Below are 14,969 nucleotides of genomic sequence, written 5' to 3'. Positions count from 1 at the left end.
CTGCGCTCGAATGGCTACATTGGCGCCATTCTTGAGGGGAACCGACGCCAGTGAGCGAAGACGAAATCGATCAGATGCGCAGCCGCTTCGCCCGCGAGGCGATGGCGTTGATGGAGCGCACCGGCGAGGAAGTGACCCGGATGCGGCTCGCTGCCGAGCTCAAGATCGCGCGCTCGCGGCTCGATGCCGTCTTCCCCGAGGAAAGCGACCTTCTCGATGCGATCACCGGCGAGTGGTTCGCGCCCTATATCGCGATCATGGACGACGTGATGGGGAGCGAGCTTCCCCCGCGCCGCAAGATGTACGAGTTCGTCGCCCGGCGATTTGTCCGCCTGCAGCAGAGCTTCCAGGAGGACCCGACTTCCTTCCGCCTCTATATCGAAATGGGCGAGCGCTATTTCGAATATGCGCAAAGCTACATCGACCTCGGCGACCACTACCTGTGCGAGATCATCGCGGAGGCCCAGGCCGAAGGCCATCTCGAGGGCCTCGACGTCGATTTCGCGCGATCGGTGATCAACCAGATCGTTTCGACCTATCTCCAGCCCTACAGCATCGCCATGCTCGGGGACCGGCTTACCGAAGACAAGCTCGCGCATATTGTTGATGCGATCTTCGATGGCCTCGTGGCAGCGGACGGCGGGGCAAAATCGACCAAGGGTCTGCACGCGGCGTGACGGCTCTATGGCGGGCCGGCGCATCCTATTCATCGGACTGAACTACGCTCCCGAGCCGATCGGCATCGGGCCGTACAGTGCCGGTCTCGCAGAAGCGCTGGTCGAGCGCGGTCACGAGGTGCGCGCCATCGTGGGCCAGCCCTACTATCCCGAATGGAAACTCTATCCGCGCTTCAAGCGAAGGTGGAAATCCTCGGTCGAGGCGGGCGTAAACATCACCCGTTGCCCGCATTACATCCCCGCCAACCCGACCGGTTCGCGGCGCATCGCCCATCACGCGAGCTTTGCCAGCAGCGCCTATCCGGCCGCACGCAGGGCCCGCCGCGAGATGAAACCGGACCTCGTGTTCACTGTGGCGCCGGCCATGATCGCCGCTCCCGTCGCCATGCGCATGGCGCGCCGGGCCGGCGTGCCGCTGTGGCTGCACGTACAGGATTTCGAGGTCGGCGCTGCGCTCGCCACCGGGCTCATCGATCGCGGAAGCCGTACGGCGGATGCGGCCGCGCGCTTCGAGGACCGCATGCTGCATTCGGCAGACATCGTCTCGACCATCAGCCAGCCGATGTGCGATCTGCTTCGCGAGAAAGGCGTAGCCGAAGAACGCATCCTCGAAATGCGCAACTGGGCCAATCACTCGGGTTCGATCGCCAGTGGCGACCGACGGCATTACCGCGAGGCCTGGGGTGTCGGCGACAGGACGGTCGCGCTTTATTCTGGCAATATCGCCAACAAGCAGGGTCTCGATGTGGTGATCGAGGCTGCGCGATTGATGGCGGATCGCAAGGACGTGCTTTTCGTCATTTGCGGCGAAGGCCCCAATCGCGAGAACCTCGAGGCACTTGCCCAAGGGCTGCCCAACGTGACCTTCCACGACCTCCAGCCGGAAGAGCGCATGGGCGACCTCTTGACCATGGCCGACATCCACCTGCTGCCGCAGTTGCACGACGCTGCAGATCTCGTTCTCCCCTCGAAGCTCGGCAACATGCTCGCCTCGGGCAGGCCGGTAGTCGCGACGGTGAGGCCGGGGACCGGCATTGCCCGCGAGCTCGTCGGCAGCGGGATCGTCGTGCCGCCCGAAACGCCTGCAGCGATCGTCACCGCCATTGAAGCGCTGACAGCCCATCCGGACTATCGCAAGACGATGGGCGATGCCGCGCGCGAGCGTGCCCGCACGGCATGGTCGAAGGAGTCGGTGGTCGATTGCTTCGAGGAAGGATTGGAGCGGCTGCTGGGCTAGATGCCCTTGCGCTCCAGCAGGGAAGCAATGCTCGCACGATAGGCGCCGAAATCGCGCGCGGCGGCCTCTGCCTTTGCGGCTTCGCGCATCGCCTGCAGCATCTCGCGATCGTCGATCAACCTGCGCATGGCCTGCTCTACAAGTCCGGCAGAGGGACGCTCGAGGACGAAGCCGCTCCTTGCGCTGGCACCCATCCCCGAAGCCGCGGTCTGGATGACGGCGAGCCCGGAAGCCATGGCCTCGAGGAGCACGACCGCAGAGCCCTCGTTATGGCTCGGGAACACCAGCGCGTGATGTTGCCGCATGATCGCGGGGACTTCGCTGCGCGAGACCGGGCCGACGATATCGACGCGGTCACGATACCGCGCGAGGATCTTGTCCGGCACGGCGACAGGACCGAGCAGGGTCAGGCGCGCATCGGCGGAAGGCAGGCATTCGATGGCCTCGAGCAGGTGTTGCGCGCCCTTGCGCGCGGACACTTGTCCGGCAAACAGGAAGCGGACCGGTTCCCCTTTCGCTGCGGGCAAAATCGGTTCCTCGCTCGCGAACAGGTCCGCATCGAAGCAGTAAGGCAGCAGTTCGAGCTTGCCGGCCACTCCAGGCACCGGCGAATGTTCGCGGATCGTCTGCATCACGAAGGGGCTGCCGCACACGATGGTGTCGGCGGCATCGAATTCGATATCGTCCCGCTCGATGCGGTGCTTGCTCCAGGCGGGCGAGCCTCCACCAAGCCAGTCGCCATGGGTTTCCGCGATCCGCTCGCGCTCCAGGTTCCATGACCGGCTATCGGCTGTCGTCCGGTCGAGGATCTTGTAGCAATCGCGCGTTCGTCTGTCGGTGAAGGCCGAGGCGGAAGAGCCGTCGTAGCCCCAAAGCGCCAGCGGCCCCTCCGCCCCTGCCATCGCAGCGACCTTCCGACCGAACGCCCGGTTCAATCCCGTGTCCAGCATTCCTGCCAGCCGGCGAGCACCCAGTCGCGCGGCAATTCGTTCAGGCAGTTCGTAGGCCGGCATCGCGCGAACCTTGTCAGCGTCCAACCGGGCAAAGGCAAAGCGCGCAAGCTCCCCCTGGACCTGCCGCGCCAGACCTTGCGGGAGGCGCTGTGCGAGCTGTCGCAGAGCCTCATCGGGGTGATCGAACAGTCCGGTCGCGAGGAAGGCCAGCCGGCCAAGCTCCTGCAGGGCCAAAGCCGTCTGGCGGCTGTGCTGGGTACCGGGATGGAAGACAGCCACCTGCATCGCACCACGCTCTAGCGGCGTTGCAGGCGAAGTCCAAAAAGCATTTTCCTACTCGCAGGCACGTGATTAACCGGTGTGGCTCGTTCGATCAGATCAAGGAACCAAAAATATGAGCGAGCCTGTTCCCCTGCAGACCCCCGGCGGCTTCGCGCCTGCCTTCGCGCTCGGCCTCGACGATGGCACTGGCAATCTCGCCCTCGTCGCCGATGCGCGCCCGCTTCCCGTCCACGCATCTCCGCCGAGCGTGCCCGCCCCGCTCGAGGGTCAGAGCACGGCTGACGTGGTCGCCGGACCCTTTGCCCCGGCCGCAATGACCCCGGTCTATTGCAGCCTCACGGGCGACTGGGAGGGCAGCGTCACGCTCAAGCGCTCGATCGACGGCGGCGCGACCCTCCAGCCGCTCACGCTTGCGGGAGCGCCCTGGGGCAGTTTCACCGCCAATGCCTGCGAGCCGGTTTGGGAGGAAAGCGAAAGCGACGCCACGCTATGGCTCGACTGCCGAATTTCTTCGGGCACGCTTGGCTACAGGATTTCGCAATGAGCGCGCTCGCCCTCCCCGCAATGGGACTCGCCACCCGCGCGACGCAGGGACTTCCCGCGCTTTTCCCCGACCTCGCCCGTCGCTCTCCGCCAGCAGATATCTCGCTCCTCGAATCGACAGGATATGCGGTGCCCGGCAAGGGCGCGGCGCGATACATCAGCGATGCACTATGTGATGCTGCCCTTTTGGCCGGTCACCAGCGCTTCGTCTTCCAAACCGAGAACGGGCGCATCTTCCGCCTCCTGCCCGAGGCAGGTGCATTCGCGGTCGAACAAGGCGGCGCTGCTGGCGACGGTGCGGTCAACGACCAGCCTGCGATCCAGGCCGCGATCGATCACGCCCATGCCGTCGGCGCAAGCGAGATACGCTTCGAAGCGCATCTCTACCGTCTCCATTGCACGCCGCGCCTCTCGCCCGCCGAGGACAAGCGCGCCGAGGACGGGCATCCGCTCGTCGTGCGCGCCTCGATTGCGCTTCGCGGCTGCGCGGCGGAACGGACTGTGCTGGATTTTCGTGCTCTCTATGGCGGGAACCCGGAGAGCGACTACCAGCTGGTTGCCACATCGGGCAGCGACCCCACGCTCGCTGTCTGGCGCGGCGGCGGCCTCCTGCTCCAGGGCGACGTCAGCGATCCCGGCGCGGGCAGCCGCTCCATCGGCCGCCTCGAACTCGACCGGCTGGTCTTGCAGGGCAATCGCCAGCACACCGGCGCATACGAGTGGCCCGCCGATGCCCAGACCGGTGACGGCTGGGACATCACCGACAAGGCGCTGTGGCTGCAGGACTGCTTTGCCGGCGAGATCGTCTGCCGCGACACCGACATGATCGGCTGGAAGGGCGAGATCTTCTTCACCGCAGGCGAGGCCGACGCGGTCGAACGGATAGAGCTCAAACGCTGCCGCTTCGCCACCAGCAATGGCAGCGCGCTCAATCCCGGTGTCGATGCAGAGATCCTCGCGGTCGACTGCAGCTTCGGCGACTGTTTCCAAGCGCAGGAAGACGTCGCCAAGAACCGTGCGATCTATCGCAATTGCACCTGGCACGATTGCGACGCCATGGGGCTCGGCAGCGGTTCGGCCAATGGCGTCTATTACGCGCAGGCCTATCCCACGCGTGACGAAACCATTGCTCCGCCGCTCACGCTGCTCGAGAATTGCGAATTCCGCGACATCCGCTCGCTACGCTTCGCCAGCTGGGTGCGTGGCAGCATCCGGACGATCGACTGCGGCATCTCGCTGAACGGCGGAGAGGCACTTGCGCTGCGCGACACCGACCTCGCGATCGAATCCTGGCTCGACCGCAAGACAGGCATCCACGCACTGGAATTTTACGGGGTCGACAGCCTCACCGAACCCGTGCCGGGAGCGCCTGCAGGCATCTACAAACTGCCACCCTCGAACGCGCGGATCAGGATCGCGCATCATCGCACCCGCTATGCGCAGGAGCAGGGCCACCAGTGGCTCGGCTGTTTCTGGACCGGCTACATCGATCGTTCCTGCGAACTGCATGTCGCCGGTGCGAGTGCAGGTGGCGGCGTGCCCCATGGCGGAGCCACGCCGGTTTCCATGCCGTGCGTGACCTATGCCTCCTCCGAGCCGACCAGCAATTTCTGGCCGCGCGGCTGGTACAAGCTGCCGCAGGTCTCGGGTCCGGGCGAACTGCTGCCCTGCGCCCCGCTCATGACGGTGGAAATGACCAGCGGCATCATCGCCGACATGACGCTTGCCCGCACGCCGCTGGGCGGGGCCGATCACGGCTATGTCGACGGCCAGCGCATACGTTTCGTGAAGGACGGGGCAACCGGCGCGATCCGCTTCGTGAAAGGTGCGTCGAACTCATTCGGCGTGCGCGAGACGCGCGTGCTCGACAACGCTTATGACTGGATCGAGTTCAGCTACAACCGCGACTGGCAGCGCTGGGAAGAGGAAGCCTTCTTCTCCGACGCCTGATGCCCGCACACGGGAGGGGATTAAATGCCCCTCCCGCTTGCCGCGAGGCCGCCCATGCGGAATCAATCAAGCATGGCGATTCTCTCCGACAAATGGATCCGCGAGGCGGCAACGACCCGCGGCATGATCGAACCCTTCACCGAGGCCCAGCGCCGCGAGGGAAACATCTCCTACGGCCTGTCGAGCTTCGGCTACGACGCGCGCGTGGCGGACGAGTTCAAGATCTTCACCAACATCGACAGCGCAGTGGTCGACCCGAAGGACTTCGCCAGCAACAGCTTCGTCGACAAGCAGACCGATGTCTGCATCATCCCGCCCAACAGCTTCGCGCTGGCGCGCACGGTCGAATACTTCCGGATTCCGGACGACGTACTGGTGATCTGCCTCGGCAAGAGCACCTATGCGCGCTGCGGGATCATCGTGAACGTCACCCCGCTCGAGCCCGGATGGGAAGGCCACGTTACGCTCGAGTTCTCGAACACCACCCCGCTTCCGGCCAAGATCTACGCCAATGAAGGCGCCTGCCAGTTCCTGTTCCTGCAGGGCAACGAGCGACCCGAAGTGACCTATGCCGACCGTGCCGGCAAATACATGGGCCAGCGCGGCGTCACGCTACCGCGGCTCTGATCCGTATGCGGCGGTGACGCTGCGTCTTTGACTCTCGCATCTGCTCGGCGCACATCGTCCCGTGAAAGTGGGAGATGCAATCATGGCAGATCGTGAATTCGACATCATCGTCTATGGCGCAACCGGTTACACCGGCCGCCTCGTCGCAGAGCATTTCGTTCGCGAGTACGGCAATGCCGGAAATGGCCCGAAATGGGCGATGGCAGGCCGCAGCGAAGACAAGCTGACCGCGGTGCGCGACGAGATCGGCGCACCTTCGACCACTCCCATGATCGTGGCCGATGCCGAAGATCCGGCGAGCCTCGAGGCCATGTGCAAGCGCACGAAGGTCGTCCTCACGACGGTCGGCCCCTACCAGCTTTACGGCGATGCGCTGGTCGAGGCCTGCGTGAAGACCGGCACCGACTATGCCGACCTGTGCGGCGAGCCGGCCTGGATGGCCGAGAAGATCCAGCAGCACCACGAAGCCGCCAAGGCGAGCGGCGCGCGCATCTGCTTCTCCTCCGGCTTCGATTCGATCCCCTTCGATCTGGGCGTCCTGATGCTTCAGAAGGAAGCCGTCGCGCGTGAGGGATCGCCCGCGCCGCGCGTGAAAGGCCGCGTGCGCGCGATGCAGGGGACGTTCTCGGGCGGTACGGCCGCCAGCCTCGGCGCCACCATGAAGGCGGCGATGAAGAACCCGAAGATCATCGGCATGCTGCGCGATCCCTTTGCGCTGACGCCGGGCTTCGAAGGTCCCGAACAGCCCTCGGGCATGGTGCCGCACTACGAGGACGAGCTCGGCAAATGGGCCGCGCCTTTCGTCATGGCGCCGATCAACACGAAGAACGTCCATCGCACCAACTTCCTGCGCGGCCATCCCTATGGCGAGGACTTCCGCTATGACGAAATGGTCCTCACCAGCCCCGGCGATGCGGGCAAGGCGGCGGCCAATGCCATGGTCGAGATGATGAAGAACCCTTTTGGCGCGAAGCCGCCCAAGCCGGGCGAAGGCCCGACGAAGGAAGAACGCGAGAACGGCTTCTACGACGTCCTGTTCACGGGCGAATGGCCCGACGGTAAGACCATCAAGTATGGCGTGAAGGGCAAGTTCGATCCGGGTTACGGTTCAACCAGCCGCATGATCGGCGAAACCGGTATGGCGCTGCTGGAAAGCGATGCGGAGGGCGGCGTTGGTACGCCCGGTTCCTTCCTCGGCGAAGCGCTGGTCGAGCGCCTGCGCGACCATGCGCACCTCACCTTCGCGGTCGAGGACTGACCAAAGAAAAAGGGGAGCGCCCGGCGCTCCCCCTCGATCTTCCGGACTGATCGTTCCGATCAGATGCTCAGGCGCACCGAGACGCTCACATTGCGGCCCGGGAGAGGCACGAATTCTTTCGTGAAGCTCGAGTGGCGACGACCGGTCTCGTCGAAAATGTTCTCCGCCTTGAGGATCACGGCCAGCGTCGGATCGTCGGCCAGCGGACGCCAGGTTGCCGAGGCGTTGACGAAGGTGAACCCGTCGGTCTCCGTCTCGAAGGGCGAGATTTCGGTCTGGTCGTCGAACCATTCGACCTCGCCGCGCAGTGTCAGGTTGCCGGTGTCGGCCTCCAGCGCACCCAGCAGGCTGAGCGGCGGGATTCGCGGCACGTTGAAACCATTGTCGAGCTCTGCATCGATATAGGATGCGCGCAGGTCGGCGGTCACGTCCAGTCCGTCGGTGTCGATGAAGTTCCAGGCGAGCTGGCCCTCGAAACCGGTGTAGGTCGCGTCTTCCTGCAGGTAGACGAACACGGGAAGATCGTCCTCTTCGGCGCCGGTTCCACTGAGGTAGATGAAGTCGTCGAACCACTGGCGGTAAGCGGCGACCGATAGGTCCACCGGGCCAAGGCTGCCACGCGCGAACACCTCGACGCCCCATGCCTTTTCAAGGGTGAGGTCGGGATCGCCGATCTCGAACTGCTGGGTGGCAATGTGAGGTCCTTCGGAGAACAGCTCCTCGGCGCTGGGCGCACGCGCCACGCGCGAGAGGTTGATGCCGGTGCGGAAGCTCGGGGTCAGTTCGTAGACCAGACCGGCCGCGCCGGAGAACGCGCTGAAATCGCGCTCGATGCCCAGCGGCGTGGATTTCACGTCGGTGTTCTCGAAACGCAGCGAGCCTTCGAGCTGGAGCGGGCCATTGCCGTATTCCTGCAGGGTGAAGAACGAGAGCTGCTGGGTGCTGTTCGGCGCGACATAGGCCTCTGCGCCCTCTGCCTGGAAATCGCGGATATATATCTGAGTGCCGACAGAGCCGCGAAGCACGCCGCCCGTATTCTGCACCAGCTCGGCACGGGCCTCGATGCCCTGGACATCGAAAACGGTGCCGACCTCGTCACCCTCGAATTCGGTGTGGGTGTAGTCGGAATAGCCGGCGCGGATCTTCAGGCGCTCGAAGAAACCATCGCCGAGCAGGATATCGCCGCGCATGTCCGCGCGATACTGGCGCAGGCCGATGCTCACGGTCTCGGGGCCTTCTTCCTCGGCACCCAGATCAGCATCGTCGCCATCTTCCTCGTGGTGATGGGCACCCGGAAGGATGGGGACACCGTAGAACGTGTCGTAAACGCCCACCGATACGCCGAGGCTGGAGCCGTTCTTGAAGAAGGCAAAGCCGCCATTGGCGGCCCAGGTTTCGGTGCCGCTGTTGAAGATCGTGCCTTCCGCATTGGCTGCCTCGCGCAGCTCTTCGGCTTCCTCGAATTCACCCTCGGCCTCTTCTTCCGCTGCATCGGCGAGAAGGTCGGCACGCAGGTCGTCGGAAAGGAGGAAGCCGGGCACATCGAGGTCGTCGGTCTCGCGATAGACGCCGTCGACATGGAAGACGAAGCCACCCCCGATCGGCACATCGAGCGATGCACCGCCTTCGCGCAGGTCGGAGACGGTGTCGGCACGCACGAGTGCGTCGATATGGAAGTCCTCTGCCGGAACGCGCCGCGGGATGCGCTTGTCGATGACATTGACGGCGCCGCCGATAGCCTGGCTACCGTAGAGGAGGACTGCAGGGCCACGCAGGACCTCGATGCTCTCGGCGGTCAGCGGGTCGATCGAGACAGCGTGGTCGGCCGAGGTGTTCGACACGTCGATGGCGCCGATGCCGTCGACCAGTACCTTCACGCGCTCGCCGGAGAAGCCGCGCAGGATCGGGCGCGAGGCACCCGGTGCAAAGCCGGTTGCAGTCACGCCGGGCAGGCTGGTCAGCACTTCGCCGAGTTGGCCGTCCATGTTCTGGTCGAGCTCTTCGCCGTCGATCACGCTGGTGCCGGCAAGCAGGTCGAACTGGCGCAAGCCCTCGGCGCTGACGATGATAGTGCCGTCGGTATCGATCCGGCGATTGTGCAGGTCGTCCTCGGCAGCGGTCGTTTCGACCTCTTCCTCGGCGGACTGATCCTGCGCCAGTGCCGGGGTGGCTGCGGCCACGGCAATCAGTGACAACGATGCAGCGAGGCTGCGGCGAAGCGATGCGGTGTGATACAACATATCGGCGCGTAATAACGTTTCATTATGCAACTGCAATGCATTTCGCGACGAATTGCATATACGCACGACGAACCGCACGGCAGGGCCGTGTGGTGTTCGTTCTCGATATGGAGAAAATGGAGCGGGCGAGGCGATTCGAACGCCCGACCCCAACCTTGGCAAGGTTGTGCTCTACCCCTGAGCTACGCCCGCTCACTGGCGCTCTACCGGGCGTGGCCCGGTGGGGAGGCGCGCAGTTAGCAACGCCTCGTGAGTCCCGCAAGCAAAAAAATGCGCAAATTTTCGCAAGCCTTGCAGGCGCGCCTCCGGCCCTTCACATTCGCGCGTGAAGGCCCACATGGGCAGCGAACAATCCAACGCATGAAAGGCGATATTACGTGGCAAGCATGGGGCTGAGCATCGACGAGCAGAAGGCAGTCGAGAAATTCAAGCAGGATGTCGTCGAGCCCTCGATGAACAAGCTCGTCATCCTCGATTTCTATGCCGACTGGTGCGGACCCTGCAAGGCGATCGCCCCGCTGCTGGAAAAGGTCGCCGCCGAATATGCCGACAAGGGCGTGGTGCTGGTGAAGGTCGATGTCGACCAGGAGAAGTTCATCGCCGCGCAGTTCCAGGTGCAGTCGATCCCGACGATCTACGCCATGTTCCAGGGCCAGCCGGTCGCCGACCTGACCAATGCCCGCAGCGAATCGCAATTGAAGCAGACGCTCGACCAGATCCTTTCGCAGCTGCCCATCCAGGGCGGCGATGCGGGCGGTGCAGAAGCGCAAATGGCGCAGCAGGTCGAACAATATGTTGCGATGGGGGAACAGATCCTTGCCGAGGGCGACGCGGCGCGCGCTGCCGGCGTGTTCGCGCAGGTGACCGAAATGGCGCCCGACAATGCCGCCGCCCACGCCGGCCTGATCCGCGCTCTGACGCAGGCTGAGCAGGTAGAGGAAGCGAAAGGCGTCTTGGCAGCAGCCGAAGCCAATCCGGCGCTAGCCAGCGACCCGCAGATCGAAAACGCCAAGGCCGCGCTCGAACTGGCCGGCAACAAGGTCGATGACGGCGAGCTCGCCGCCCTGCGCGAGAAGGCCCAGGCAAACCCCGCCGATATGGATGTGCGGCTGGCCTATGCCGAAGCCGCCTTTGCCGCAGGCGACCGCGATGCCGCCGCAGACGAACTGCTCGCCATGATCGAAGCCGATCGCGAGTGGAACGAGGGCGCAGCGCGCACCAAGCTGCTCGACATCTTCAACGCCATCGGCCTTGAAGATCCCTGGGTCGTGGCGACGCGGCGCCGTCTGTCGAAGCTGCTCTTCGGATAAGCCCGGCTTGACGCGGCGCCTCTCCATATTCCCCCTGCCCGGCGCAATCCTGTTTCCGGGCCTGCAGTTGCCGCTGCACATTTTCGAGCCGCGCTACCGCGAGCTCGTCGGCAGCGCGCTGGCCAAGGACCGGCTGATCGGGATGATACAGCCGCAACGGGGCGGCGAGGGTTCGCCGCTCTACGAGATCGGCTGCGTCGGGCGTATCGGCGATGTCGAGGCGCTGGAGGACGGTCGCTACAATATCGTGCTCGAAGGCGAGGCACGTTTCCGCGTGCTGCGCGAGCTCGATGTGACCACCGCCTTCCGCCAGGTCGAGGCCGAGCTGATCGAGGATCCTGAAGACCAAATCCTTGCCAGTGTCGAACGCGCCGGCTTCGAATTCGAGGCCAAGCGCTTTGCCGCCATGCAGGGCTATTCGGTCGACTGGGATTCGGTCGAACGACTGGACGACGAAACGCTCATCAACGGCGTTGCCCAGATCGCGCCCTTCGATCCGGCCGCCAAGCAGGCCCTGCTCGAGGCCGCGACCCTATCGGAACGCTGTGAACTGATGATCCAGCTGATGCAGTTCTTCGCCCTGCGCGACGACGGCGACGAGATCGTTACTCTGCAGTGATCCCTTCGGGCGCCTCGAGCGCACCGAGCATGGCTGTGAGCGCAGTGAAGGCATGCCGTTCGGCATCCTCGCGGTTGTAGTTTTCCGCCTGCACGACAAGCACCGCGTCATAGGTCGGAACCAGCGCGACGATATTCCCGCCATTGCCCTTCATCATCACCGCGCCTTCGTAACCGCGCGGCGAGCGTAGCGGCGTCGACCACCACAGGCTTCCATAATGCACATGCTGGCCCAGCTGGTGGCGCGGCGCGGCCATCTCCCTGATCCAGCTTTCGGGAACGAGCTGTTCGCCTTCCCAGCGACCCTTGTCGAGCACGAGACGGCCGATCTTCAGCAGCGCCTCGGCGCCGATGGTCAGCTGGCCGCCCGACTGGATCTCACCGCTGCGCGAAGTTCGCCAGACGACGCCCTCGATGCCGAGCGGGTCGAAGATGCGCTGCTGGACATAGGTGTCGAAGCGCTGCCCGGTCGCCTTCTCGACGACCTGCCCCAAGACGAACACGCCCGCAGTGCAATAGGAGAACGGGCCTTCACCCTGCGCGTCGCGTTCGTATTCGCGTGCCGGCAAGTTGAGGGCGAAGTCTCGCCAGACGCGCGTGCGGTACATGCGCTCTTCCTGCCCCGGGGACTTGCGGTCCCAGTCGTTGCAGTCGAGCGCCGAGGACATTCCGAGCAGGTCGCCCACCGTTATCGAATCCCAGGGTTCGCCGCGCGGTCGCCCGAGATAGGGCCAGACCTTCACTTGCGTATCGGCGAGCGCGCCATCGGCAATTGCCGCGCCGACCGCGAGAGCGGTTATCGATTTTCCTGCGGATCTTATGTCGATCGGCGTTCCCGCATCCTTGCCGTCGAACCGTTCGAGCAAGATCTGTTCCCCGCCCTGTTCCGCCGCGAGGACCGCGATCTTGCCGAGGTCCTTCTGCGCAATGGCGCCGCGCAGCTCCTCCATGTCGTAGTTCGGCAGCGGCTGGGCGGCCGAAGGCACGGCAAAGGCGAGCGCGACAAGAGCCGGGAGGAATCGCATCGCCGGCACTCTATCGCCCCGAGGTGAACCGGGCGCGAATGGCGCTAGATCCCGAAAGAGCCGCGCAGCCCGTCGATGACATATTGCGCCGCCAGCGCTGCCAGCAGCACGCCGAGGACGCGGGTGATCGCGGCTTCGACCTTGTCGCCGAGCAGCCGCAAGAGCGGGCCGGCTGCAATCAGCGCGAGCATGGTGATGAAGAGCACTGCCCCCAATGCACCAAGAACCGTCAGGGTCTCGGTGAGATCGTCCGCCTCGTTCATCAGCAGCATGATCGCGGCAATCGCGCCGGGACCGGCAAGCATCGGGATTGCCATGGGGAAGATCGAGACGTCTTCGACTTCAGGCGTGGCAGCGACCTTCTCTGCACGCTCCTCGCGGCGCTGGGTGCGCTTTTCGAAGACCATCTCGAAGGCGATCCAGAACAGCATGAGCCCGCCCGCGATGCGGAAGCTGTCGAGGTCGATATGGAGCGCGCCGAGCAACTGTTCGCCGAAGAGGGCGAAGATCAGCAGGATGATACCCGCGATGAAAGATGCGCGGATCGCCATGTTCCGCCGCTGCGCCCCGGTCGCGCCCTTGGTCAGCCCGGCGTAGATCGGCGCGCACCCCGGCGGGTCGATCACCACGAACAGGGTAATGAAAGCTGAGAGGAAAAGCTGGGTCATTCTTGCTCCTGCGCGGGCCAGCTATGGTCCATCACCTTGGCCCAGCCGTCTGCGGTCCAGGCCATGACTTCGAAATTGCGTCCGGCGCCGTCGGCAGTCCAGCGCCATGCGAGCGTCCGGTCGCGCGAGCGCATTTCCGTCATACCATCGGCAGCAGGCGGGAGCGCGGCGGGAGGTGTCTTGCAATGGGCCACCCTGCCATCGGCCGATACGAGGCCGTCGACCACGATCTCGCCCGGCTGCGGTGCCGGCTGTTCGGGGCGCTTGGGCGGCTGCGGATCGTCGAGCGCGGCCATCGTCTGCAGCCAGTCGTATTCGCCCGAGAGATTGCGGCGCCAGCTTGTGACATACTCACCCACCCTGCCATCGGCAGTTTCGAAGCGGCCGTCGCTGACCGCGAAACGCCCGTCGCAGCTCATCCAGACGAGCTTGGGCGTCCAGCTTGCGGCCAGCTCGCCGCCCGGCAGGAGTGTCGCGTCGCTCGAAGCGAATGAGGAAAGTGCCGAACTGCGGCCGACCTCGCGGGCGCGCTGCAGCTTCTCGATCTCGCGGGCGACGATCCGGCTGGGCTGGGCCGCACCGGGTGCGGAATAGAGCGCGCGCGCATAGGCATCGCGGGAGAACCTTTGCTCGGCGCAGCCTGCGAGCAGCGCCGCGACCGCCACGATCGAGAGCGCGCGAGCGATCACAGGCTCGAAGGCACCTCGAGGCCTGCATTGCGATAGGCGGCGACCAGCGTGTTGCGGAGCAGTACCGCGATGGTCATCGGGCCAACGCCTCCGGGCACGGGCGTGATCGCTCCGGCCACGCCCTGCGCACCCGAATAGTCGACATCGCCGACAAGGCGGCCCTTCTCTTCCCCCTCGGCGGGCGGAAGCCGGTTGATGCCGACGTCGATGACCGTTGCACCGTCCTTGAGCCACTCGGCCTTGACCATTTCGGCCCGGCCGACGGCGGCAACTACGATATCGGCGCGCTTGACCACAGCGGGCAGGTCCTTCGTCCGGCTGTGGGCGATAGTGACAGTCGCATTGGCGTCGAGCAGCAGCTGCGCCATCGGCTTGCCGACGATGTTCGAACGGCCGATCACGACGGCTTCGAGACCCGAGAGATCGCCCAGCCGGTCGGTCAGCAGCATCATGCAGCCGAGCGGGGTGCAGGGCACGAAGCCGCTCTGGCCCACGGCGAGGCGGCCAGCATTCGTGACGTGGAAACCGTCGACATCCTTGTCGGGGCTGATGCTGGCGATGACTGCCTGCTCGTCGAGATGGTCCGGCAGCGGCAGCTGGACGAGGATACCGTCGACCGCATCGTCCCTGTTGAGCTGGTCGACCAGCGCGAGGAGCTCCGCCTCCGAAGTGTCGGCGGGCAGCCGGTGTTCGAAGCTTTCCATGCCCGCAGCGACAGTCGCCTTGTGCTTGCTGCGCACATAGACCTGGCTTGCAGGATCTTCGCCCACCAGCACCACGGCGAGGCCTGCCTTGCGGCCCGACTTGCCTTCGAACTGCGAAGCGAGCGCACCGACGCGTTCGCGCAGCAGCGCGGCGAAGGCTTTCCCGTCGATCCGTTCTGCGGTCATGA

At 65.0% G+C, this 14,969-nt stretch carries 14 protein-coding genes and 1 tRNA gene; 8 read left to right on the top strand and 7 right to left on the bottom strand.

Going from position 1 to position 14,969, the window contains the following annotated elements; translation table 11 throughout:
• Positions 1-50: 50 nt before the first annotated feature.
• Together K3163_RS13670 and K3163_RS01765 are read left to right on the top strand one after the other, a co-directional pair.
• On the top strand, positions 51-677 hold the full coding sequence (locus tag K3163_RS13670) for a hypothetical protein (RefSeq protein ID WP_221427073.1): 627 nt from the start codon (positions 51-53) through the stop codon (positions 675-677).
• A 7-nt stretch (positions 678-684) separates the two neighbouring features.
• Positions 685-1,914 carry a WcaI family glycosyltransferase gene (locus K3163_RS01765; protein WP_221551423.1) on the top strand — a complete coding sequence of 410 codons (1,230 nt, stop codon included), beginning with the start codon at positions 685-687 and terminating at the stop codon, positions 1,912-1,914.
• Here the strand turns inward: K3163_RS01765 and K3163_RS01760 are convergent.
• On the bottom strand, positions 1,911-3,152 hold the full coding sequence (locus K3163_RS01760) for a glycosyltransferase family 4 protein (RefSeq protein WP_221551421.1): 1,242 nt from the start codon (positions 3,150-3,152) through the stop codon (positions 1,911-1,913). The two genes, K3163_RS01765 and K3163_RS01760, sit on opposite strands and share 4 nt — an antisense overlap.
• Positions 3,153-3,261: 109 nt before the next feature.
• Here K3163_RS01760 and K3163_RS01755 point away from each other — a divergent pair, with 109 nt between their 5' ends.
• From K3163_RS01755 to K3163_RS01740, 4 genes are all read left to right on the top strand, one after another.
• Positions 3,262-3,693, top strand: coding sequence for a hypothetical protein (locus K3163_RS01755; RefSeq protein WP_221551420.1), 432 nt, complete (start codon positions 3,262-3,264; stop codon positions 3,691-3,693).
• Complete coding sequence (locus K3163_RS01750; protein ID WP_221551418.1) at positions 3,690-5,642, top strand: hypothetical protein; 1,953 nt, start codon at positions 3,690-3,692, stop codon at positions 5,640-5,642. The genes K3163_RS01755 and K3163_RS01750 overlap by 4 nt, the downstream gene beginning before the upstream one ends.
• A 72-nt stretch (positions 5,643-5,714) precedes the next feature.
• Complete coding sequence (dcd, locus tag K3163_RS01745) at positions 5,715-6,269, top strand: dCTP deaminase (protein ID WP_221427078.1); 555 nt, start codon at positions 5,715-5,717, stop codon at positions 6,267-6,269.
• Between the two features lie 82 nt (positions 6,270-6,351).
• On the top strand, positions 6,352-7,527 hold the full coding sequence (locus K3163_RS01740; protein WP_221551415.1) for a saccharopine dehydrogenase family protein: 1,176 nt from the start codon (positions 6,352-6,354) through the stop codon (positions 7,525-7,527).
• 59 nt (positions 7,528-7,586) lie between these two features.
• Here K3163_RS01740 and K3163_RS01735 read toward each other — a convergent pair whose 3' ends face one another.
• Complete coding sequence (locus K3163_RS01735) at positions 7,587-9,767, bottom strand: TonB-dependent receptor (protein ID WP_221551413.1); 2,181 nt, start codon at positions 9,765-9,767, stop codon at positions 7,587-7,589.
• A gap of 117 nt (positions 9,768-9,884) precedes the next feature.
• Positions 9,885-9,959, bottom strand: a tRNA-Gly gene (locus K3163_RS01730).
• A gap of 194 nt (positions 9,960-10,153) precedes the next feature.
• Here K3163_RS01730 and K3163_RS01725 point away from each other — a divergent pair.
• Positions 10,154-11,077 (top strand): tetratricopeptide repeat protein, encoded by a 924-nt coding sequence (locus tag K3163_RS01725; protein WP_221553938.1) that lies wholly within the window; start codon positions 10,154-10,156, stop codon positions 11,075-11,077.
• Between the two features lie 7 nt (positions 11,078-11,084).
• Entirely contained in the window at positions 11,085-11,696 is a 612-nt protein-coding gene (locus K3163_RS01720; protein WP_221427081.1) for an LON peptidase substrate-binding domain-containing protein, read from the top strand.
• Here the strand turns inward: K3163_RS01720 and K3163_RS01715 are convergent.
• From K3163_RS01715 to folD, 4 genes are read right to left on the bottom strand one after another with little or no spacing between them, the layout of a single operon-like run.
• Positions 11,683-12,720, bottom strand: coding sequence for a serine hydrolase domain-containing protein (locus K3163_RS01715; protein ID WP_221551405.1), 1,038 nt, complete (start codon positions 12,718-12,720; stop codon positions 11,683-11,685). The two genes, K3163_RS01720 and K3163_RS01715, sit on opposite strands and share 14 nt — an antisense overlap.
• Positions 12,721-12,764: 44 nt before the next feature.
• Positions 12,765-13,388, bottom strand: a complete 624-nt coding sequence (locus tag K3163_RS01710) for a MarC family protein (RefSeq protein WP_221551403.1) — start codon at positions 13,386-13,388, stop codon at positions 12,765-12,767.
• Positions 13,385-14,077 carry a hypothetical protein gene (locus K3163_RS01705; protein ID WP_221551393.1) on the bottom strand — a complete coding sequence of 231 codons (693 nt, stop codon included), beginning with the start codon at positions 14,075-14,077 and terminating at the stop codon, positions 13,385-13,387. Before K3163_RS01705 ends, K3163_RS01710 begins: the two co-directional genes overlap by 4 nt.
• A complete protein-coding gene (folD, locus tag K3163_RS01700) occupies positions 14,074-14,967 on the bottom strand; it encodes a bifunctional methylenetetrahydrofolate dehydrogenase/methenyltetrahydrofolate cyclohydrolase FolD (RefSeq protein ID WP_221427085.1) in 894 nt (297 codons plus the stop codon). Before folD ends, K3163_RS01705 begins: the two co-directional genes overlap by 4 nt.
• Positions 14,968-14,969 lie beyond the last annotated feature (2 nt).

Source organism: Qipengyuania xiapuensis, from assembly GCF_019711395.1.
In the GTDB taxonomy this organism is placed as follows: domain Bacteria; phylum Pseudomonadota; class Alphaproteobacteria; order Sphingomonadales; family Sphingomonadaceae; genus Qipengyuania; species Qipengyuania xiapuensis.
Note: the sequence above shows the minus strand (reverse complement) of the source record. Positions and strands in the feature narration are given on the sequence as shown.